The following is a 21,489-nucleotide window of genomic DNA, read 5'->3' on the forward strand; positions in this document are numbered from 1 at the left end:
ATGTGGGTCAAAGCTTGGGGAAGAAAGTGGAGACGGCCGGCCGGGGATTAGCGGCCGAAGTCACCCACTGCACCCTTCCTGTCACCCACTGCGAGGACTATGCGCATGACATCCACCGCTGCCCAGGCACTTAACGATTCCATTCTTGAGGCTGCTGCACCCAGCGCTGCTGGACTGGCATGGACCCAGAAGCTCATCTCGTTCGACACAACGAGTCGCAATTCCAACCTTGCAATGATCCAGTGCATGGCGGATGAGCTCGCGGCCCACGGCGTCGCCTGCGAACTGGTTCCCAGCCCAGACGGCACCAAAGCGAACCTTTTTGCCACGATTCCCGCCGCCGACGGCACCATCACTGGCGGCATCATGCTTGCGGGCCACACCGATGTTGTGCCTGTGGACGGCCAAGACTGGCACAGCGATCCGTTCACTCCCGAGATTCGGGACGACCGGCTCTATGGTCGAGGCACAACGGACATGAAAGCCTTCAGTGGTGCGATTCTTGGCCTTGTGCCTGACTTTCTGTCCACGACAATGAGCGAACCTCTGCACTTCGCGTGGACCTACGACGAGGAAGTCGGCTGCCACGGTGCAGTGGTTCTCCTTGCTGCTCTCGCTGGCCGTGGCATTCACCCCAGGATCGCATTTGTTGGTGAGCCAACCAGTATGCGGGCTGTCTCTGCGCACAAGAGTAGCCAGCTGTTCCGAGTTAGTGTCAGCGGCGTTGCGGCTCATTCCTCCATGACCACAACTGGTGTAAACGCCATCGAGTATGCCGCCCGTTCCATCGCCTTCATCCGGTCCCTTGCTGATGAACGCAGGCTGTCTGGTCCTTTCGATGAGACTTTTGTGGTCCCGTACACCACTGCCAATGTAGGCCTGGTCGCCGGCGGAGCAGCCGTGAACACTGTGGCCGAAAGGTGTGACTTCGATTTTGAATTCCGGACCATTCCAGGCGAGGACCCTGCAGTGGTGATCTCCAGCATCCGTGCCCACCTGGCGCAACTTCGGGCCGAGATCCAGCAGGAAAATCCGGTGGCTGATATTGCGATGATCCAGCTGGGCACTGTCCCAGGTCTGAGCCCAGCTGGTCCGGGTGCCGCCCTGGACCTAGCCCAGAAACTCACCGGCAACAGAGCGGAAGAAACGGTTGTGTATGCCACTGAGGCCGGTCTCTTCCAGCAAGCCGGCATCGACACTGTGGTGTGCGGCCCCGGAAACATGGACCAGGGGCATACCGCCAACGAATACATAGAACTGTCCCAGATTGCCGCCTGCGAACGCTTCTTGCGGGCACTTTCCAGCCACCTTTCCACGACAGAACGGACCATGCAGCCATGAGCCAACCAACAGCCCCCAGCCGCGGCCCGGATAGCAAGGTTGCTGACCACGGGCCACAAATCGCCTCGGCAGAGGAAGAAAAGAACGCCCGCAAGGCTGTTGTTGCCGCATCAATCGGCAACGGACTTGAGTGGTTTGACCTGATTGTGTACGGCACCTTCGCCGTCACCATCTCCAAACTTTTTTTCCCCACCAGCAATGAAGCAGCTTCCCTGCTGTTGACTTTCGCCTCCTTTGGCGTTTCGTTCATCATGCGTCCGCTGGGCGGCATCATTATTGGCCGCTACGCCGACAGGGCGGGCCGCAAAGCGGGCATGCTGGTTTCCATTCTGGTGATGTTTGTTGGCACCCTGTTGATTGTTGTCTCACCCACGGCAGCGATGATTGGCGTGACAGCGAGCATCTTGGTGCTGGTTGCCAGGTTGCTGCAGGGTTTCGCCACCGGAGGGGAATTTGGCACCGCAACCGCATATCTGATCGAATACGCGCCCAATCGGAAAGCATTTTACGGTAGCTGGCAGGTTGCGACCCAGGGGGGCGGTATCCTGCTGGCCGGGATCTTTGGCTTCGTACTCAACTCCTACCTCAGTACCCAGTCCCTTGAATCGTGGGGCTGGCGACTGCCGTTCATCTTTGCCCTGGCGATCGGACCAGTCGGCTGGTACATCCGCTCCAAAATGGAAGAAACGCCAGAATTCTTGGCTACGGAGCGTTCCGCGTCGCCGCTCCGGGAAACTTTCATCGGCAACGGCGGCCGGCTCTGGGCAATCGTGGGAGTGGTTTCCCTGGGCTCCGTAGGTGTCTATATCGCTCTCTTCATGCCCACTTATGCGATCGTGAACCTGGGCATGCCCAAGACTGTCGCCTTCCTGTCCACCCTAATCTTCGGCATTGTGATGAGTGTAGGTTCCCCCTTTATCGGAAAATTGGCGGACAAAGTGGGCCCTGCGCGGGTGATGAGTTGGGCCGCCGCTGGAACTATCGTCGTCGGCCTTCCAGCATTCATGCTGCTGATTGCAGCACCGGTGCTACCCACCATGATTCTGGTGGAGCTGGTGCTTTCCGTTCTGGCCACCACTTACTTTGCGCCCCTCCCAGCCATCATGGCTTCCATGTTCCCGGCTCGGATCCGGTCCACGGGACTGTCCCTGGGCTACAACATTGGCGTGACAGTGTTTGGTGGGTTCGCGCCCTTTGTCCTGACCTGGCTGATCGGCAGCACGGGCTCGCTGCTTGTACCGGGGTTCTATTTGGTGACTATCGCAATCATCGCTGCGGGCAGCCTGATCGTCACACGCCGGGTGTACCGCCAGGCCTGATCCCTGCACGCTCCTGCGCCAGGGACTATTTCTGGCTCCGAAGGAGTTATGGAGCAGGAGCCGCAACCGGTTCCGGGTGCTACGCGCTGCAGCGCGGACGGGAAAAGACAACTACGTGACCACAACAATTGCAGAAGGAGTGGGCTTCCGCTCAAAACGCGGACCCATCCTGATCGCCCTGATGCTCTCAACTGGCCTGGTAGCCATCGATTCGACGATTGTTGCCACCGCGGTGCCGTCGATTGTGAACGACGTGGGCGGATTCTCATCCTTCCCGTGGCTGTTTTCCGCCTACCTGCTGGCTCAAGCGGTCTCGGTACCGGTATATGCCAAGCTCTCCGACATCGTGGGCCGCAAACCACTTATCCTGATCGGTATCGGGCTGTTCCTGCTCGGCTCCATCCTGTGCGGCATTGCGTGGAGCATGCCCGCCCTCATTGCGTTCCGTGTCCTGCAGGGCCTGGGCGCCGGGGCCGTGCAGCCCATGGCAATCACCATCGCCGGGGACATCTATACATTGAAGGAAAGGGCCAAGGTCCAGGGCTATCTGGCCAGTGTTTGGGCTATTTCCTCAGTGGTGGGGCCCACACTGGGTGGCGTCTTTTCTTCCCTCGGCATCTGGCGTGGGATCTTCCTGGTCAACATTCCGCTGTGCCTCCTGGCCGGGTGGATGTTGCTCCGGTCCTTCCACGAAGACATAGAGCGCGTAAAGCACAAGGTGGATTATGTCGGTGCGGGGCTCCTGACGCTTTCGCTCAGCCTGATTATCCTCGGGGCCCTGGAGGGTGGCCAGGCCTGGGCTTGGGGTTCGGGTATCAGTATCGGCGTGTTTGCTGCGGGCGCCGTTCTGTTCGCGGCGTTTGTCCTTGTGGAACGTCGGGCAGTGGAGCCTGTCCTGCCGCCGTGGGTGGTGTCGCGCCGGTTGCTGGCGACAACGGCACTGGTTTCTTTTGGGGTGGGCGCCATCATGCTGGGACTGACGTCCTACGTACCCACGTTCCTCGAGGGGGCCCTGTCCACGTCGCCGATCCTCGCGGGACTGGCGTTGGCGGCCCTGACCATTGGCTGGCCCATCTCAGCATCGCAGTCCGGTCGGATCTATCTGCGAATCGGGTTCCGGAGGACCGCCATGATCGGCATCTCCATCACCGTTCTGGGCACGGCGGTATTGGCCCTTACCTCCTCGACGCCCAACATTGCGCTGACAGCTGTCAGTTGTTTCATTGTCGGCCTCGGTTTGGGGCTCGTGGCGACCCCAAGCCTGATTGCCGCCCAGTCAAGCGTGGAGTGGAATGAGCGCGGGGTTGTCACTGGTACCAACCTGTTTGCCCGCTCGATCGGCAGCGCCATAGGCGTTGCCATCTTTGGGGCAGTCGCCAATGCCATCTACGCCGGTACACCAGGCGGCAATACCGATCCGCAGACTGTTGTGGCGGCGTCGGGCGCGGTGTTCATCGCGGTCCTGATCGGTGCAGCACTTACTGTTGTTGCGGTACTCGCTATGCCTGCGACGCCCAAGGCCAAGGCTCCAGCCGAGGCCGCGCCTGCGGGCTCGGAATCTGCCACCGACCGCACTGCGAATAATGCCCTCGAGGGCTAGTCAGCGTGCCAGCGTATAGCGGTGAAGACGCCTGCCGGGTTGACGGGCGCTGGCGATAACCTCCTGGACAGTGAGGATTTTTTGCGGACTCATCCACCCCTGAGACGGTTTGTGCAGCGCGTAGCCACCACCAATGGTGATGGCGGCGTGCTGGGCGAGTCCGTCCGGAGTCCGCCAAACCATCACCGTCCCCGGAAGGCCGTCGTCGCCGCCCGTAGTGGCCGAGGCCGCCACCCATGACTCAAAGGGCGCCTGTTGCATCCACACTCCGGCAGCGTCTGTCACCCCGGCTGCTGCCATGACGGTACCGAAACAATTGGGGCCGCTGGCATGGGGAAAAGCGCCAGCGAGTTCGCGGGCGTCTGGTACCAGGGCATGCGCCCTGGCCCAGACATGTTCTGGCACCTGGGCATGCCTACTGGCGCGGCGGCCCAGGCGAAGATACTCGTTCAGGACCAGGTCCCCACAGCCATCCAGGAGTGAAGGCCACCAGACAAAGCGGTGCCCATCGGCCTGTGCCGCGGCATGGGGACGCAGTGTGGGAGGTGCGCTGCGGACCGAGGGTACGTTCGCTCGGCCTAGTGTTACCTGGTCGCGGACCAGCGCCGAACGTTCAGGCCCTTCCAGCGCGGCGAACTCGGCTTCGGAGAGCACAACGCAGTCCAGGTGATCTGGAAGACGGTAGATCTCGAAGGTATCCCGCGATTCTGGCGGGAGGTGTTCGGCAGTGATCCGGGGAAACGTGATTGCGGACTCCCGTGGGACCAGGAACGGCTGGCGGGGAGGTGCAAACCAGGATGCTTGTTGTCGGAGCAGGTCCGGAGCAATGTCAATTCCCAACACGTCCACGAATGTCCCCCTGAGTCAGGGACCACACCACAGCCTGGTGCAGTCCCTGCAAGCCTACGGCCGTCTGGCAGATTGATGGTGCTGGCCGCCGCACGGGAGGCCCCGGCATGATGGCTTGCGTCGCCGTTACTCCTCGATGGTTACCCCGCGCCAGAATGCGATCCGGTCCGTGATGTTCAGGGCCTTCTCTTTGGGAGTGGGGTAGTACCAGGCTGCATCCGGATTCACCTTCCCGTCGACTTCCAGGGTGTGGTAATCCGCTTTTCCCTTCCACGGGCACGTGGTGTGCATGTCACCGTCACGCAGGTAATCGGCATTGACCGAGTTGCGCGGGAAGTAGTGGTTGCCCTCCACCATGACCGTGTCTGTGGAGTCAGCAATGACTTTTCCATTCCAGATTGCCTTGACCATGATCATCCGTCCTGTCAGTTCCGGCATCGTGCGCCCGAAGTAGTGTGTGGCTATGCCAACGGTTGTCTGCACGGAGTTGTTCCCGACGGCGGTCCCACCGAACGAGGTGTGGGCCCGCCGTCAGGACGGTATTGGCGCCGATTGCCTCGCCTGTCTGTGCTGCCGGAACGTTTTCAACAATGGCGTTGGACGCGTTGCTGCCAGTGCCATGCCGATACCCACACCGGTCAGCAGCCCGGAAACAATGATCTGCCACCCTTCCGAATGACCCAGGTCCAGGATAGTGAAGGATGCAGCGACGGCCGCGGCGCCGACAATCAAGGGAATTCTGGGACCCATTTTGCGGATGAGCGCCCCAGCGACCAGACCTGAAACGACCATGGCGCCAATGGTCGGCAGGAGGAAGAGTCCTGACTTGGAGACAGATCTACCAAAGCCGTAGCCAAGAGCCGATGGCAGTTACAGGAGCGTAGGAATGAGGATGAAAGTGCCGAACATGGCAAACCCGAAAGCGAAGGCCACCGTGTGTGAGGTCCAGACCGCCCGACAACGGAACAGCCGGACATCCACCAGCCGGCGGCGCCATGGAGTACGCGGGCAATAATCAGCACGATGAGGTTCGGTGGCAGAGCGGCGGAGACGGTGCCAGCCAGCAGCAGAACGAGGACAACGATCAGGATCTTCCGCTTGCCCACCCTGTCCCCCAGGGGCCCAAGGAGGGGGGTGAGGACGGCTGCCGCCAGGAGGTATGCCGTTAGGACCCAGCTGGCATCGCTGCTGGCGATCAACGGTGCACCGGAGGGGTGCCCGGAGTGTTCAGTGGTGACTGAGGGTGGACGCTGGAGAGGTTCAAGTGCACACCTGTGAAGCAAGAGAAGAGTCCGACGGCGGCACTGGCGCCGCTGCGTCCGTCGAGGGGATTCGCGTGGGCCGGGACGCTTCTGCGACGCCATCGGCTCAGCCGTCTACGCAGACCTGGTGGAACCTCTGGGCCAGACGCTCAGGGTGTTGCTCTCCCTTTCCTGATCTGCAGGGTCGAGGGGCCACTCGGCCACCGCGCCATAACTTGTTCCGCGTCGGAGAGACCGCCCGGCCCTGTACGGCACTGCACTGTTCAACGTATCCTTGCCGTTTGGTGACCTCGAGCGCCTTGAAGCTCGAATCGATGGAGAGGGGATGTCCACTATGGGCAACACCACGTCAGACGGAAGCACCAGCGAGAGCCTGCGCACAGGCGGCAATGACCATGTATGGGAATGCGAGCACCGCCACCCAACGGCAACGCAGGTCCGGGCCATGGGGTCGCGCCGGGCCGACGCCGAATCAAAACTCGCCCAACACCTCAAGGAGTCCCAAGAGGCTGAACACCCTGCAGAAGCACCTGCAGACCAAGACATTGACGACGGCGCTCCGGCGTCGGCGGTCCACGCGGAAGAAGGCCGCGGGCAAGGTAGCTGATGCAGGTGAGGTGCATAGCGACACACCGATAGTTGCCGTCAAAACCAAAGCCCCTGCTGATGAATCGGCAGGGGCTTCGGGGATGGCAGCGGGCTTGGCTGGGAAGTTCCTTACTTCTTGGTCATGCCTGGCTTGATAACAACCTTTGTCCAGCCGTTATCACGATCGTCAAAGTGGCGGTACGCGTCGGCGGCCTCGTCCAGCGAGATTTCATGGGAAATGATCCAGGACGGATTGGCCTTGCCAGCTGAGATCAGGTCCCGGAGCTGGCGGTTGTATTTCTTGACCGGAGCCTGGCCGCTACCGAGCGTCTGACCTTTGAGCCAGTGCATACCGTAGTCCAATGCGATCCTGCCCTGCTTGGCGTCCTCGGTGGGGCCGCCGGGGTCAGCAGGTAGGAAAACACCCACGGAGCCGATGCCGCCAGTGAACTTCACGGATTGAATCAATCGATTCATGGTCAGGGCAGGGTCCTCGACACCCTGGTGGTCATGAGCTTGGTAGCCCACGCACTCACAGCCCCGGTCCGCCCCTAGTCCCTTGGTTTCCTGCAGGACAAATTCCACAGGATCGACCTTTGAGTCATCAATGGCGATGGCGCCAATTTGTTCTGCCAGGCGGAGGCGGTCTGGATGCCTGTCCACCACCATGATTTTTGCGGCACCCTTGATTTGCGCTGAAAGAGCGGCCATCAAGCCCACTGGGCCGGCTCCATAAATGACGACTGTCTCGCCGGGAAGGACCCCTGCCATTTCTGTGGCGTGGTATCCGGTGGGGAAGATGTCAGAAAGCATGACATAGTCATTTTCCTTCTCCACGGCATCCTCGCCCAGGCGTAGGGCATTGTGGTCGCCATATGGAACACGGAGCAGTTCTGCCTGGCCGCCACCAAAGTCGCCCATACCGGCGAAGCCATAGGCGGCCCCAGCCTTCTGGGGATCAGGTTGGTTGGTCAGGCAGTAACTTGTGAACCCACGCTCGCAGTTCTGGCAGAAGCCGCAGGAGATGTTAAAGGGCAGGACAACGCGGTCACCGATCTTCACCTTGTCCACGCCGTTGCCCACCTCCACGACCTCGCCCATGTTCTCGTGGCCAAAGGTCCGTCCTACTTCAAAGTCGGTGCGTCCCTCATACATGTGAAGGTCGGACCCACAAATGTTGGTGGTGGTCACCCTGACCAAAATGTCTGTGGGGCGCTCGATTTTTGCATCAGGGACATCCTTGACGCTGACGCTCTTGGTTCCTTCGTAAACTACGGCCTTCATGACACTCCTTAGGTCCGCGTGACCCTGCAGCCCTGATGGTTGTGCAGCGGATGGTCACACCGGCAATCCCCGATGGCGAAACGAACGCATCTGCCGTGCAGGTACGGACGAATCACACTCCATAATGATAAGCATACTGATCGTTATGGTGTTAATCTTTGCGGGGGGACACAGTCTCTTCACGGAGGAAACCGTTCACTGTGGATATGGCGTGCAGGTCATTGAACACCGCCAACTGAGCCTCTGCCTGTGCTTCCAGGTTCTCGAAGTTCGCGGGTTCCAGGCCCAGGTAGGGCGACAGGTCGCGAAGGGTCCGCCATAGCCCGATCTTGCCCAGGACTGCCGAGCGCATGAATTCGCTTTCCACCACTGGCGTCAGGGGCGATGCCTCGGTGACACGTCCGTTGAGCTTCAGCCGGCCAAGACGTTCCCCAAGTGCCGCACCCAACGAAAGGGACAGTTTGCGGGGGAGCCCAAGATCACTCATCAGGAATTCGAGGTTCCGGAGTTCATTGTGGATTTCCTCGGCAATGACCATGAGTTGCGGTCCTACGGGGCTTCCGGCAAGTGCCTTTGCCATGCTGCGGGTTCGATTCCGGCCAGCTGTGGCTCCTGCTGCGTGATCGGCAAGATAAATGCCCAGCAATTTTTTATCGATGGTGTTCGGTATATGGGGTCTCAAGGACGCTCCTGACTCACTGAATGACTGATGGAGTGGGTGGACCGGATACGGGCCAGCTTGGAGCCCGGCTTCGGCCAGCCCGGGCGGGGCGACAAGGGCCAGCGCACCCACAGGGCCCGGATTTTTCAGACGAGTGCGCTCCGGGACATCAAGAGGTAGTCAATGGCCGCGGGGCCCGTCATGCGCAGATTGTTGTTCCGGGTGGAGCTGATCCTGGTCTTCATGGCTGCCCAGAACGTCCGCTCGCTTCCAGCGATATTTCCCGTGATGGAGCACCAGCTCAGGTACAGCCCGTACAGGGACTCGCGGCCAAGGGTTGTCTGGGCCTGGGGGCTTTCAATGGTGGATTCTCGGAGGAAGAGATCAAAATCTGCAGCTTGCACGGAGGCCAGCTTTCTCTACATGCGGGAAAAATACTGCCGTTTTGCTACAGCAGCGCGCACGTCACGGCCCGCAATTCCTGGAAACATCCGGAGGGACTTGGCCAGGAAGCCGGGAGGCGCGAAGGGAAACCCTAGGGACAGAACTTTACTCTTCAGTAAGTTCCAGATCAAAAAATCAGGTGAAGTGCGTGACCGGTTTCTCGCCTGTCACGGTAAAAACCATTTCTTCCGCGAGGTCACGGAGTTTTTGATTGCGGTTACTGGAGGCCTTGCGAAGGATTTCCATGGCTTCCGCCTGGGTGCAGTTGTTTTGTGCCACAACGATTCCGCAGGCCAGGTCAATGGCCGTGCGGTTGGCCATGGCTGCTGAAAGATTGGCTGCGGCATCTTGTGACGTGCCAATCTTCACCATGAGGCGCAGCGCCCGTGAGGCGATGATGCCAAAACCTTCTGCTGCGGAAATAACGTCAGGCGTGAATGCACGCCGTGGTTCAGCAAAGAAGTTGAGCGCTGCAGAGGCCTCGCCGTCGAGGTAAAGCGGAACCCCCAGCGCACTAAGGCAGTTTTCGGAGACCAAGGCCTTCTGGTATTCGGGCCAGCGGGAGTCCGTTTCGACGTCATCCATCAGGATAGTTTCACCAACCCGGATAGCGGCAATGCATGGACCGTCGCCAATGCGATGCTCAATCCTGTCCAGGTGTACAGCGCGCGGACTGCTGCCGCCAACAGTCCGCGTGGAGCGCACGCGCTTGAGGGTCACGCCGCAGGAAACCTCTGATCCGACGTCCGCGCTGAGCGCCCGTGCCGCGACAATTGAAAGTTCGGTGAGGAAGTCAGCAACCGTGTCAGCACCCAGCACAAGATCGTCGAGCTCTGCGAAGAACGTGGTGTCACTGCTGTTGGTCATGCTTCAAATTAGCCCGGTGGACTGGATTGCGCTAATTCATGGAGTCCGCCCACGTCCATGGCCTGAGGATCACGCCGATTCATACCCAAGTGCAGTCACAGGGCAAACTGTGAGCACGACTTTCCCCAATCCAAAGGAACCAGCCCATGAGAATTTTTGCCGCCGAGACCTGGACCCACGATGAACTCAAAGAGCAGATCCACGGTGCGGATCGCCGGAGCTTGGTGGTGTCCGCAGCCGATTCGAAGAGTGAGGTCATCGCCGCCTTTGGCACCGTACTGGAGTTCCCAGCTGATGCTGAGGCAGATTTGGATGGCTTGAATGATGCCCTGCATGACCTCGGTGACGCTGCTGAGGATGCGCCAGTGACCATCATCTGGGAGGTCTCCGCAGAGTTCCGGACCCGCCGTGCCTTCGGCCTGGTTTGCGAAACGCTCCAGGACGCCGAGTCATACGCCGGCCAGGACCTGGCCATCATTGCCGTCTGCCTGTAGGCAAGACCACCGCAGCCGGACGCCGGAACGCTTCACAAGGGTGGTGCTTGGATGGTGCCACGGCACCACCCTTCACACCCGGTGGTCAGGCATTAACTATGAGGCCCAATTCAGCCTTGGATGCCAAAGCCTGGTGTTGTGGCAGGATCCGCACTGTGTAGCCGAAGGGGCCCGAACGGTCGATCACCAGGTCTCCGCTGAACAGATGCCTGCCGCTGCCCAGATCCTCGGCCGGGGCGAGCTCCAGGATTGTTACGTCGCTGAGCTCGTCGGACTCGCCAGCTCGCCCAAACGCAACGTCAACAGAGACATCCGCCGAGCCCAGGGCCTGCAGTGACACGTAGGCATTAACACGCAGGACGTCGCCAATCTGCGGTTCCTCGGAAACGCCCATGGAATCCACATGCTCCACATGGACTCCGGGCCACGAGCTCCGGACTTTCGAGATCCACGCAGCCAAACCTTTGGCCTGGGCGAAGGAATCGGCGACGGCGTCACGGCCAGCCACTGCTGCTGGCCGGTACAGCGTATTGACGTAGTCGTGCAGCATTCTCTCGGCCGATACAGCTGGTCCGAGGGTGGCGAGCGTGTGCTTGATCATCGACACCCAGTGTGTGGGAACCTGCTCCGCGCCTGGCTCCGAAGGCCCTGCAGCACCAGCACCACTGGATACCGTGGTTCCGTAGAATTTTGGTGCTACCTGGTTTTCCAACAGCTCATAGAGTGCTGCGGCCTCGATGTTGTCGCGCTCCTCCGTGGAGGCGTCATTGTTTGCTGTTGGAATGGCCCAGCCGTTTTCGCCGTCATACATTTCGTCCCACCAGCCATCCATGACCGAGAGGTTGAGGGAGCCGTTGATGGCGGCCTTCATTCCAGAGGTACCGCAGGCTTCCAGCGGACGCAGCGGGTTGTTCAGCCACACGTCACACCCCGGGAACAGCGTCCGGGCCATGGCGATGTCGTAGTTGGGCAGGAAAACAATCCGGTGGCGGACCTCTGGATCATCGGTAAAGCGCACCAGCTCCTGGATCATCTTCTTGCCAGCGTCATCTGCCGGATGGGACTTTCCGGCAATCACCAGCTGCAGCGGATGGTTCGGGTGAAGCAGCAGTGCTTTCAGCCGCGCGGGGTCGCGCAGCATCAGGGTGAGCCGCTTATACGTGGGCACCCGCCGTGCGAATCCGATTGTCAGGACATCGGGGTCCAGGACGCTGTCCGTCCAGGCCAATTCGGCGTCCGCAGCGCCGCGCTTTTTCCACGACGCGCGTAGCCGCCGTCGGACGTCATCCACAAGAGCCGAGCGCATTTCCCTTCTGACTGCCCAGAGGTCCTCGTCGCTGACGTTGTACGCCAGGTCCCAGCGGCCCTGGCTCTCCGCGTCGCTGCCAAACTGCTGGCGCGCCAGGGCAGAGACCCTGCCATCCACCCAACTGGGCACATGCACGCCGTTGGTCACGGACGTGATGGGCACGTCGGCGTGGTCAAAGCCTGGCCAGAGTGCTGCAAACATGCCGCGCGATACTTCACCATGCAGCTTGGCCACACCATTGGCCCGCTGGGCCAGCCGCAACCCCATGACTGCCATGTTAAACACGGAGGGGTTGCCGTCCTGGAAATTTTCCCGGCCCAGTCCCAGGATCCTGTCCACCGGGACCGCAGGTGCCAGCCCAGCCTGGAAGAAGTGCTGGATCTGGGCGATCTCGAATCTGTCAATCCCGGCAGGTACCGGGGTATGGGTGGTGAAAACGGTAGACGCACGGCCCGCGGCCAAGGCCTCCTCAAAGCTTAGGGACTCGCCGGCCATGAGTTCCTGGATCCTTTCCACCCCCAGGAAACCAGCGTGTCCCTCGTTGGTGTGGAAGACCTCGGGCGCGGGGGAACCGGTAAGGCGCTGGTAGACCCGCAGTGCCTTTACCCCACCCATGCCCAGGAGCAATTCCTGCTGCAGGCGGTGGTCACCACCGCCACCGTAAAGCCTGTCCGTGATGCCGCGTGCGGCGTCGTCGTTGCCTGGAACGTTGGAATCGAGCAGCAACAGGGGAACGCGTCCGACGTCGGCTCGCCAGATCCGCGCCAGCAGCCGCCTGCCGTTGGGCAGTGGCAGCGCGATCTGCACTTCCGCGCCGTTGCCGTCCCCAGACGGTTCACGCAGCAGCGTCAGGGGCAGGCCGTCGGGATCAAGGACGGGATAGGTCTCCTGCTGCCAGGCATCGCGGGAGAGCGACTGCTTGAAGTAGCCAGCCTGGTAGAGAAGTCCTACCCCGATCAGCGGTACTCCCAGGTCAGAAGCTGCCTTGAGGTGGTCGCCAGCCAGGATGCCGAGTCCACCAGAGTACTGCGGCAGAACCTCTGTGATGCCGAATTCCGGAGAAAAATAGGCAATGGCCTGTGGTGCATCGTCGCCAAGCCCCTGATACCAGCGCGGATTCTCCAGATAGCGCTTCAGGTCATCGGCTGCAGTGGTGATTCGAGCAACTACCTCAGGGTCCGCAGCTAGCGCGTGGAGGTCCCCGCGGCCGATCTGGCCCAGGAACTTAATGGGATCGTGCCCCGACTCAGACCACACACCGGGGTGCAGGCTCGCGAACAGCTCACGCGTGGGATGATGCCAGGACCAGCGGAGGTTGGCCGCAATTCCGGCCAGCGGCCTGAGGGGCTCGGGGAGGACACTGCGGACTGTAAACCTTCGGATTGCCTTCACCAGCGCCACAATAACGGACAACATTGAGCGCCGGAACAGGTTTACCGATCTTTGTGCTAAATGACAGGCGCAGTTCAACTGCAGCGCTGGCCCAGTGCCCAAAATGGATGAATGCGGCGTCGTAGAGCAGGAAAAAGATCGCAGGCTTAGCATTCTGCCCAGATTCTCGCTAACGTCGAGCATGTGACCAAAAATCGAGTGAGCAAAGCCACCCCCAAGCCGGCGCCGAAAGGCCACATCACGGACGGGCTGCGTTTTGGCCGGTTCCCGATCACCGCCGTAGAGCCAGTGGTGGAGGGTGGAAGGTTCCCCGCCAAAGCTGTAACGGGTGAAGGGATAGTGGTGGGAGCCACGTCCTTTCGCGAGGGCCACGACCAGCTAGGCGTCAGTGCCATCCTGCTTGATCCCCAGGGCAGGCAAACCCAGCGCGTACGCCTTGAACCACCGCGTGGAGAGCGCGGGATGGGCACCGACCGCTGGGAAGGAATCCTGACCCCTGGCGAACCTGGCAACTGGACCTTCGTGATTGAGGCCTGGCACGACAGGTACGGTACCTGGCACCACAACGCCGAGGTAAAGATCGCTGCGGGCATCGACGAGGAGCTCATGCTTGCAGAGGGCGCGGCCCTCCTGTGGGATGCCGCCGCTGATGTGACGCGAACTGATTCCGACCGCAGCATTTTCGGAGAGGCCGCAGAGACGCTCTCCAATACCTCCCTCACTGTTGAGGCACGTCTGACCGCCGGGTTCGGCGCAGACGTCCGTGCCGCCGTCGTCCGCCAGCCCATCAGCGAACTGGCCACTACGTCCCAGCCCTATCCGCTGCTGGTGGAGCGTGAACGCGCCGGACGCGGCTCCTGGTACGAGTTCTTCCCGCGCTCCGAGGGCGCAACCCGTGACCCTGAGACCGGCGCCTGGACGTCCGGAAACTTCCGTACGGCGGCACTCAGGCTCGATGCCGTTGCCGACATGGGCTTCGACGTCCTGTACATGCCGCCCATTCATCCCATCGGCGTGCAGCACCGGAAGGGACCCAACAACACCCTGGTAGCGGGCCCGCACGATCCCGGTTCGCCCTGGGCGATTGGGGCCAAAGAAGGCGGCCACGACGCTATCCACCCGGACCTGGGCACGTTTGAGGACTTCGATGCCTTCGTGTCCCGGGCCAATGAACTCGGCCTGGAAGTAGCCCTGGACCTTGCCCTGCAGGCAGCCCCGGACCACCCCTGGGTGCAGACCAACCCGGAATGGTTCACCACCCGCGTGGACGGCAGCATTGCCTATGCCGAGAACCCGCCCAAGAAATACCAGGACATCTACCCGCTGAACTTCGACAACGATCCGGCTGGCATCTCCGAGGAGATCCTGCGCATTGTGCAGCTGTGGGTCAGTCACGGGGTCAGGATTTTCCGTGTGGACAACCCGCACACAAAGCCTGTGTGGTTCTGGGAGTGGCTGATTGCCAAGGTTGAGGCGGCTACCCCGGGCGTCGTGTTCCTGGCCGAGGCCTTTACCCGCCCAGCCATGATGCATGCCCTCGGACGAGCCGGTTTCCAGCAGTCCTATAGCTACTTCACCTGGCGGAACACCAAGGAAGAACTGGAGGAGTACTTCCAGGAGGTCAGCCACGAGTCACCGGCGTTCTTCCGGCCCAACTTCTTTGTCAACACCCCGGACATCCTCAGTCAATATCTGCAGTTTGGTGGACCGGCCGCCTTCCGCATCCGTGCCGCACTCGCAGCTACTGCCAGCCCGCTGTGGGGCGTCTACGCGGGATTCGAGCTCTACGAACACGTTGCCCGGCCTGGTGCCGAGGAGAACATCGACAACGAAAAGTTCGAGTACAAGTCCCGCAACTGGGAGGCGGCAGCGCAGTCTGGCCGCACTTTGGCCCCCTACCTGAAGCGCCTTAATGAGATCCGCCGGGACCACCCGGCGCTCCTGGACCTGCAGAACCTGACAGTGCATACCAGTACCGATAACTCCACAGTGGTCTACTCAAAACACAAGACCCTCGCCGACGGGTCAAAGGACACCATCATCGTTGTGGTGAACGTGGACCCGCACGGCACCCGCGAGAGCACAGTAGGCCTTGACCTGGCCGCACTGGACCTCGATCCGCAGGATCTCACTGCCAGCGGTGGCTTCAGGGTTGATGACCTGATCACCGGTGACAGCTGGGAGTGGGGGGACAGCAACTACGTCCGCCTCGACCCGCACTATGAACCTGCCCATATCCTGAGCGTGAGGAGAAGCCGCCCGTGAGCTTCAACACCCAAGGCGCAAGCCACCACTACTCCACGCAGAACAACTTTGACCTCAATGGTCCCGGGTTGCAGCACGATCCACACTGGTACCGGAAGGCCGTGTTCTACGAAGTCCTGGTCCGTGCCTTCTCCGATGCCAACGGCGATGGATCCGGTGACTTCAGCGGCCTGATCGGCAAGCTGGACTACCTGCAGTGGCTTGGCATCGATTGCCTGTGGCTGCCGCCCTTCTTCCAGTCGCCGCTGCGCGATGGTGGCTACGACATCTCGGACTACAACTCCGTCCTCGACGAATTTGGCACCATCAGTGACTTCCGGCGCCTGGTCGCAGAGGCCCATGCCCGCGGCATGCGCGTCATCATCGACCTGCCGCTTAACCATACTTCGGACCAGCACCCCTGGTTCCAGGAATCCCGCAAGGACCCAGAGGGTCCCTACGGAGACTTCTACGTGTGGAGCGATACCGATGAGAAGTATGACGACGCGAGAATCATCTTCGTGGACACCGAAGAGTCCAACTGGACCTTCGATCCCATCCGCCGGCAGTTCTTCTGGCACCGGTTCTTTGGACACCAGCCGGACCTGAACTTCGAAAACCCCAAGGTTGTTGACGCAATCTTCGACGTCGTGAAGTTCTGGCTGGACCAGGGTATTGACGGCTTCCGCGCGGATGCCATCCCGTACCTTTTCGAGGAGGAGGGGACCAACTGCGAGAACCTTCCCGCGACGCACGGCTTCCTGCGCGACCTTCGCAAAATGGTGGATGACAACTACCCGGGCCGCGTCATCATCGCCGAGGCAAACCAGCCGCCGGAGGAAGTGGTCGAGTACTTCGGCACCGAAGAGGAACCCGAATGCCACATGGCGTTCCACTTTCCGATCATGCCGCGCCTCTACTACGCACTGCGCGACCAGAAAGCAGCGCCGATCATTGAAACCATGAAGGAAACCCCAGAGATCCCGGCCGGGGCGCAGTGGGGGACCTTTCTTCGTAACCACGACGAACTGACGCTGGAGATGGTGACCCCCGACGAAAGGGCCGCCATGCTGGGCTGGTACGCCCCGGACCCCCGCATGCGTGCCAACATTGGCATCCGCCGTCGGCTGGCGACGCTGCTGGATAACTCCCGCGCGGAAATCGAGCTCATCAACGCCCTGCTCCTGTCCCTGCCCGGGAGTCCGTTCCTGTACTACGGGGATGAAATCGGCATGGGAGACAACATCTGGCTTGACGATCGTGACGCTGTCCGGACGCCCATGCAGTGGAATCCGGACCGCAACGCCGGGTTCTCCAGTGCTGATCCTGGCAAGCTGTACCTGCCGGTGATCCAGTCGCTTGTCTACAACTACAACATGGCCAATGTTGAGTCAGAGGCGGCGCACTCAGGATCTCTCCTCAGGTGGACGCGCCAGATCCTCAGCGTCCGCAAGAACCACCCCGCATTCGGGCTGGGCGCATTCCGACACGTCCCCGCGGACCATGACGCTGTGCTGTCCTACCTGCGCGACCTGCCCGAGGACAATATTGCCGGTGAAGACGGCGAAACAATCCTCTGCGCCTTCAACCTCTCGCAGCACCCGGTTGCGGCAACGCTGCAGATTCCCGAGTTTGCGGGCCGTGGACTGCGCGACGTCTTTGGTGGCCAGCCGTTCCCCAGCATCAAGGAGGACGGCACACTCACCCTGACGCTGGGCAGCCACGATTTCTTCTGGCTGCGGGTCCGTAATGCCGCCTCCAATCCGTCCTCGCCCTACACGCAGGCCATGCCTGTCCTGTCCATCGAGGGCTGACATGACCTTCTCACTGACAGCGGTGGCAACCGACCTTCTGCGCGAGTGGCTTCCTAGGCAACGCTGGTTCCCCGTGAAATCGGGTGGTTTTGATCTGGTGGAGGCCGGTGGATTCACGTTGGCCGGCAACGCACCGGGAGTCACGCTTTCGGTATCCATCCTCGCCATCACCTCAAGGGGCACCGATGGTGCGGAGCGCACGGATGTCCTCCAGGTTCCGCTGAGCTTCCACCAGATTGCGGTCCCTGGCCTGGAACGGGCATTGGTGGGCGAGGCAATTGCTCCGGACGGTGGCCCCCTGTGGATGTATGACGCAGTCCACGATCCGGAGTTTGTCAGCGCCTGGCTGGACCTGATGCGGCCGGGCTCCGCGGTCCCTTCCGGAATGACGGGCCACCCCGGTCCTGGCGGGCACCGCCTGCCATCGGCAAGTGGCACCGTGCGGGTCCTCACCAGCGAGCAGTCCAACAGTTCAGTAATAGTGGACGACGGCGGGTTGCCAGCGATCGTAAAATTCTTCCGGGTGCTCTCTGCTGGCGAGAATCCCGAGGTTGAAATCGGCGCCGCACTTACCTTCGCCGGCAGCACCGAGGTTCCCGCGACCCTAGGTTGGGTGCGTGCGGAGTGGAACTCCGGGGCTACCGCTGCGTCCGGCGTCGTCAACGGTGAACTGGCAGTGGCCCATGAGTTCCTGGCGGGTGGGCGTGACGCTTGGCGGCTGGCCGTTGCCGCGGCTGTTGCCGGAACAGATTTCAGCGAGGAAGCCAGGGCGCTCGGAGCTGCCACGGCAACTGTCCACCACCTGCTGGCTAAGGCCCTTGGCCGGTCAGAGGAAAGCCGGCCCGGTGCCGATGTTGCTCCAGCAGTCGGCCAGCGTGTCCGGCAGGCATGGACGGAAGCGGCAGATGCCGTGGGTCCGTTCCAGGATGAACTTGATGAGCTCCTGGTTCATCTTGTTGGCCAGGCAGCCGGCCCGCTTCAGCGTATCCATGGCGACCTGCACCTCGGCCAGATCCTCTGGGTCGCAAGCCCAGCGAACCCAGGCGGACGTTGGGCAATCCTTGACTTTGAGGGAGAGCCACTGCGTCCCGTTGCCGAGCGCAACGTCCCGGATGCGCCACTGCGGGATGTCGTCGGAATGCTCCGCTCCTTCGACTACGCCGCGGGAGCTGCAATCCGCGAAAACCCCGGGACCGTGGTTCCGGACGGCTGGGTAAACCAGTGCGCCGAGGCATTCCTGGACGGATATGCCTCTCTCAGCCCGGATACGGTGGACAGGAAATCGCCCCTCTTTGCAGCCCTATGGCTTGATAAGGCCCTCTACGAGGTTGTCTATGAGCTGCGCAACAGGCCTAGTTGGCTGGACATCCCGGTCAACGCGGCCCGAAATATTCTCAGCAGTACCCGCTCCGGCGCCCAGCCGGCAGCGGCAGTGGAAGGTGAAGATATGACCAGCTCAGTTTCGGCGGACAATGTGCCCGCACCCATCAAGGTGGATCCCGACGTACTGGGCCGAGTGGCCAACGGTGAGCATCACGCGCCGCACTCCATCCTTGGCGCACACCTGGATGATGACGGCTACGTGACCTTCCGGACAGTGAAGCACCTTGCTTCGGCAGTGAATGTTGTGACAGCAGAGCATTCATACCCGCTTGCCCATGAGGCGCACGGCGTGTGGACAGGGGTCGCGAAGGCGCTGGATGCTGGCCATGTCCCGGACTATCGCCTGGAGGTCACATACCCGGAGTCGGACCCGGTAACCGTGGATGACCCCTACCGCTACCTTCCGACTGTGCGCGAAATGGACCTGCACCTCATCGGAGAGGGCCGGCACGAAAAACTCTGGACTGTCCTGGGTGCGCACATGCAGCACTATGCGTCGTCCCTGGGCAATGTTGATGGTGTCTCTTTCGCAGTGTGGGCTCCCAACGCGGAATCCGTGCGCATTATTGGCGACTTCAATGGCTGGGATGGCCGTGCCAACTCGATGCGTTCATTGGGCTCTTCCGGGGTCTGGGAAGTATTCCTGCCCGGAGTTGTGGCAGGTGCGTGCTACAAATTTGAGATCCGGACTAAATCCGGGGAATGGGTGCAGAAAGCTGACCCCATGGCCTTTGGGACAGAGGTTCCACCGCTGACTGCCTCGCGCGTGGTGGATCCACGGTATGCCTTCAAGGACAAGGAATGGATGACGGCCCGGGCCGGCCGGGATCCGCACAACTCGGCCATGAGCGTCTATGAGGTCCACCTGGGATCGTGGCGGCTAGGCCTTGGCTACCGGGAACTTGCCAAGGAGCTGGTGGAGTATGCGCAGTGGCTCGGCTTCACCCACGTTGAGTTCATGCCGGTGGCCGAACACCCATTTGGTGGCTCATGGGGCTACCAGGTCACGTCCTACTTTGCGCCAACCTCGCGATTCGGCCACCCTGACGAGTTTCGCTACCTGGTAGATGCACTGCACCAGGCCGGGATTGGTGTGCTGCTGGACTGGGTTCCGGCGCACTTCCCCAAGGATGAGTGGGCGCTGGCCCGCTTCGATGGTGAAACACTCTACGAACACGGTGACCCGAACCTTGGCGAACACCCGGACTGGGGAACGCTGATCTTCGACTTTGGCCGTCGCGAGGTGCGTAACTTCCTGGTGGCCAATGCGCTGTACTGGTTCGAGGAATTCCACATCGATGGACTTCGTGTGGATGCGGTGGCGTCCATGCTGTACCTGGACTATTCACGCAATGAGGGGGAGTGGAGCCCCAACCGATTTGGCGGCCGGGAGAATCTGGAAGCTATTTCCTTCCTTCAGGAAGTCAATGCCACTGTGTACAAGTCACATCCAGGCGCTGTCATGATCGCCGAGGAGTCGACGGCCTTCCCCGGGGTCACCGCTCCCACGGACCAGGGCGGACTGGGCTTTGGCATCAAGTGGAATATGGGCTGGATGCACGATTCCCTGGCGTATGCCGCCGAGGAATCCATCAACCGCAAGTGGCATCACGGTTCGCTGACCTTTTCCCTGGTGTATGCATTCACCGAAAGTTTCCTGCTTCCCATCAGCCACGATGAGGTAGTGCACGGCAAGGGTTCGCTACTGCGCAAAATGCCTGGTGACAGGTGGCAGCAGCTTGCTAACCTGCGTGCGTATTTTGCCTACCAGTGGGCGCACCCAGGCAAGCAGCTCATCTTCATGGGCACGGAGTTTGGGCAGGAAGCCGAATGGTCGGAGCAGTATGGGCTGGACTGGTGGCTTGCCGACATCCCTGCGCACCGTGGAATTCAGCTGCTTACCAAAGATCTTAATGCGGCCTACAAAGAGACGCCCGCCCTGTATACGCAGGACAATGACTCCAAGGGATTCGAATGGATCAACGGAGGAGACGCTGACCGCAACGTCTTCACTTTCATCCGGTGGGGAACAGATGGCAGTCCCCTGGTCTGTGCGATCAATTTCTCTGGCTCCCCACACCACGGCTTCGAGCTTGGTGTTCCAACATCCGGTGCCTGGGAGGAAGTACTCAACACGGACCACCCGGATTATGGCGGCTCAGGTGTGCTAAATCCAGCGGAATTGACTGCTGAAGGCAAGGGCATCAACGGGCAGCCAGCGTCCGTGACAGTTTCGCTGCCGCCACTGGGCGGAGCTTACTTCCGGCCGACGAAGTCCTAGGCGAACCCGTTTCCAGGCAAGGCCCCAACCGCATTCTTGTGGTTGGGGCCTTGCTGTTTGGCTGGAGCTGATGCCTGGGGAAGGGTGCACCAACAGGCTGAGTTGGCATCTGGCAAAACCGGTGGTACAGTTTATTTCCGCGCTGCTCCACGGAGTCAGAAGAGAAAAAGATCCGCCAGTTCTGTACTGAATCGGGTTGAGAATCTCGGTTTGACACCGGAGAGTCCAGCGGGTAAGTTTGAAAAGTTGCTCCGGAGCGATCCTGAACGTTTGTTTGGGTGGTGCCGGGTGTGTCTGTTGTTTGAGAACTCAATAGTGTGCCAAGTTTATTGATACCAATTTTTTATATGAATTGGT

General features: G+C 61.0%; 17 protein-coding genes. 8 read left to right on the forward strand and 9 right to left on the reverse strand.

The genetic code is table 11. The features are described from left to right. Positions 1-105: 105 nt before the first annotated feature. The 3 genes from argE to QMG79_RS16225 all read left to right on the forward strand — a co-directional run bounded on the left by argE (position 106) and on the right by QMG79_RS16225 (position 4,260). Positions 106-1,341: an acetylornithine deacetylase gene (gene argE, locus QMG79_RS16215; RefSeq protein WP_283539663.1), complete on the forward strand. Its 1,236-nt coding sequence runs from the start codon at positions 106-108 to the stop codon at positions 1,339-1,341. Further along, positions 1,338-2,660: an MFS transporter gene (locus tag QMG79_RS16220; RefSeq protein WP_283539664.1), complete on the forward strand. Its 1,323-nt coding sequence runs from the start codon at positions 1,338-1,340 to the stop codon at positions 2,658-2,660. The genes argE and QMG79_RS16220 overlap by 4 nt, the downstream gene beginning before the upstream one ends. A 115-nt stretch (positions 2,661-2,775) precedes the next feature. Then, on the forward strand, positions 2,776-4,260 hold the full coding sequence (locus tag QMG79_RS16225; protein WP_283539665.1) for an MFS transporter: 1,485 nt from the start codon (positions 2,776-2,778) through the stop codon (positions 4,258-4,260). Here QMG79_RS16225 and QMG79_RS16230 read toward each other — a convergent pair whose 3' ends face one another. The 4 genes from QMG79_RS16230 to QMG79_RS16675 all read right to left on the reverse strand — a co-directional run bounded on the left by QMG79_RS16230 (position 4,261) and on the right by QMG79_RS16675 (position 6,473). Continuing rightward, on the reverse strand, positions 4,261-5,109 hold the full coding sequence (locus QMG79_RS16230) for a hypothetical protein (protein ID WP_283539666.1): 849 nt from the start codon (positions 5,107-5,109) through the stop codon (positions 4,261-4,263). It lies immediately after the preceding gene. Positions 5,110-5,235: 126 nt separating this feature from the next. Continuing rightward, positions 5,236-5,592: a DUF427 domain-containing protein gene (locus tag QMG79_RS16235; RefSeq protein WP_283539667.1), complete on the reverse strand. Its 357-nt coding sequence runs from the start codon at positions 5,590-5,592 to the stop codon at positions 5,236-5,238. A gap of 48 nt (positions 5,593-5,640) precedes the next feature. Further along, positions 5,641-5,901 (reverse strand): hypothetical protein, encoded by a 261-nt coding sequence (locus QMG79_RS16240; protein ID WP_283539668.1) that lies wholly within the window; start codon positions 5,899-5,901, stop codon positions 5,641-5,643. Further along, on the reverse strand, positions 5,838-6,473 hold the full coding sequence (locus QMG79_RS16675) for an MFS transporter (protein WP_502934765.1): 636 nt from the start codon (positions 6,471-6,473) through the stop codon (positions 5,838-5,840). The genes QMG79_RS16240 and QMG79_RS16675 overlap by 64 nt, the downstream gene beginning before the upstream one ends. Before the next feature lie 223 nt (positions 6,474-6,696). Between QMG79_RS16675 and QMG79_RS16250 the strand changes: the two genes are divergently transcribed. Next, complete coding sequence (locus QMG79_RS16250; RefSeq protein WP_283539670.1) at positions 6,697-6,978, forward strand: hypothetical protein; 282 nt, start codon at positions 6,697-6,699, stop codon at positions 6,976-6,978. A gap of 110 nt (positions 6,979-7,088) precedes the next feature. Here QMG79_RS16250 and QMG79_RS16255 read toward each other — a convergent pair whose 3' ends face one another. The 4 genes from QMG79_RS16255 to QMG79_RS16270 form a co-directional block, all read right to left on the reverse strand. After that, positions 7,089-8,243, reverse strand: a complete 1,155-nt coding sequence (locus tag QMG79_RS16255; protein WP_283539671.1) for a glutathione-independent formaldehyde dehydrogenase — start codon at positions 8,241-8,243, stop codon at positions 7,089-7,091. 151 nt (positions 8,244-8,394) lie between these two features. Next, the gene (locus QMG79_RS16260) at positions 8,395-8,925 is read right to left on the reverse strand and encodes a hypothetical protein (protein WP_283539672.1); all 531 of its coding nucleotides are present in this window, start codon (positions 8,923-8,925) and stop codon (positions 8,395-8,397) included. A 125-nt stretch (positions 8,926-9,050) separates the two neighbouring features. Further along, positions 9,051-9,308 carry a hypothetical protein gene (locus QMG79_RS16265; protein ID WP_283539673.1) on the reverse strand — a complete coding sequence of 86 codons (258 nt, stop codon included), beginning with the start codon at positions 9,306-9,308 and terminating at the stop codon, positions 9,051-9,053. Between the two features lie 175 nt (positions 9,309-9,483). Continuing rightward, positions 9,484-10,215, reverse strand: a complete 732-nt coding sequence (locus QMG79_RS16270; RefSeq protein WP_283539674.1) for a GAF and ANTAR domain-containing protein — start codon at positions 10,213-10,215, stop codon at positions 9,484-9,486. A gap of 146 nt (positions 10,216-10,361) precedes the next feature. Between QMG79_RS16270 and QMG79_RS16275 the strand changes: the two genes are divergently transcribed. Further along, positions 10,362-10,709, forward strand: coding sequence for a barstar family protein (locus QMG79_RS16275; protein WP_283539675.1), 348 nt, complete (start codon positions 10,362-10,364; stop codon positions 10,707-10,709). Positions 10,710-10,794: 85 nt separating this feature from the next. Here QMG79_RS16275 and glgP read toward each other — a convergent pair whose 3' ends face one another. Next, complete coding sequence (gene glgP, locus QMG79_RS16280) at positions 10,795-13,410, reverse strand: alpha-glucan family phosphorylase (RefSeq protein ID WP_283539682.1); 2,616 nt, start codon at positions 13,408-13,410, stop codon at positions 10,795-10,797. 183 nt (positions 13,411-13,593) lie between these two features. Here glgP and QMG79_RS16285 point away from each other — a divergent pair, with 183 nt between their 5' ends. From QMG79_RS16285 to glgB, 3 genes are read left to right on the forward strand one after another with little or no spacing between them, the layout of a single operon-like run. Then, positions 13,594-15,675: an alpha-1,4-glucan--maltose-1-phosphate maltosyltransferase gene (locus tag QMG79_RS16285; protein ID WP_283539676.1), complete on the forward strand. Its 2,082-nt coding sequence runs from the start codon at positions 13,594-13,596 to the stop codon at positions 15,673-15,675. Beyond that, positions 15,672-17,468 carry a maltose alpha-D-glucosyltransferase gene (treS, locus tag QMG79_RS16290; RefSeq protein ID WP_283539677.1) on the forward strand — a complete coding sequence of 599 codons (1,797 nt, stop codon included), beginning with the start codon at positions 15,672-15,674 and terminating at the stop codon, positions 17,466-17,468. The genes QMG79_RS16285 and treS overlap by 4 nt, the downstream gene beginning before the upstream one ends. A 1-nt stretch (position 17,469) precedes the next feature. Next, on the forward strand, positions 17,470-21,132 hold the full coding sequence (gene glgB, locus QMG79_RS16295; protein WP_283539678.1) for a 1,4-alpha-glucan branching protein GlgB: 3,663 nt from the start codon (positions 17,470-17,472) through the stop codon (positions 21,130-21,132). Positions 21,133-21,489: the final 357 nt, after the last annotated feature.

Origin of the sequence: Pseudarthrobacter sp. PS3-L1, assembly GCF_030063285.1 — a bacterium.
Classification (GTDB): domain Bacteria; phylum Actinomycetota; class Actinomycetes; order Actinomycetales; family Micrococcaceae; genus Arthrobacter.

What these genes read in the sequence shown, in the direction of transcription:
- argE (WP_283539663.1), top strand. Translation starts at nt 106, where the DNA reads ATGACATCCACCGCTGCCCAGGCACTTAACGATTCCATTCTTGAGGCT.
- QMG79_RS16220 (WP_283539664.1), top strand. Translation starts at nt 1,338, where the DNA reads ATGAGCCAACCAACAGCCCCCAGCCGCGGCCCGGATAGCAAGGTTGCT.
- QMG79_RS16240 (WP_283539668.1), bottom strand. Translation starts at nt 5,901, where the DNA reads ATGGTCGTTTCAGGTCTGGTCGCTGGGGCGCTCATCCGCAAAATGGGT.
- QMG79_RS16675 (WP_502934765.1), bottom strand. Translation starts at nt 6,473, where the DNA reads ATGGCGTCGCAGAAGCGTCCCGGCCCACGCGAATCCCCTCGACGGACG.
- QMG79_RS16250 (WP_283539670.1), top strand. Translation starts at nt 6,697, where the DNA reads ATGTCCACTATGGGCAACACCACGTCAGACGGAAGCACCAGCGAGAGC.
- QMG79_RS16255 (WP_283539671.1), bottom strand. Translation starts at nt 8,243, where the DNA reads ATGAAGGCCGTAGTTTACGAAGGAACCAAGAGCGTCAGCGTCAAGGAT.
- QMG79_RS16270 (WP_283539674.1), bottom strand. Translation starts at nt 10,215, where the DNA reads ATGACCAACAGCAGTGACACCACGTTCTTCGCAGAGCTCGACGATCTT.
- QMG79_RS16275 (WP_283539675.1), top strand. Translation starts at nt 10,362, where the DNA reads ATGAGAATTTTTGCCGCCGAGACCTGGACCCACGATGAACTCAAAGAG.
- glgB (WP_283539678.1), top strand. Translation starts at nt 17,470, where the DNA reads ATGACCTTCTCACTGACAGCGGTGGCAACCGACCTTCTGCGCGAGTGG.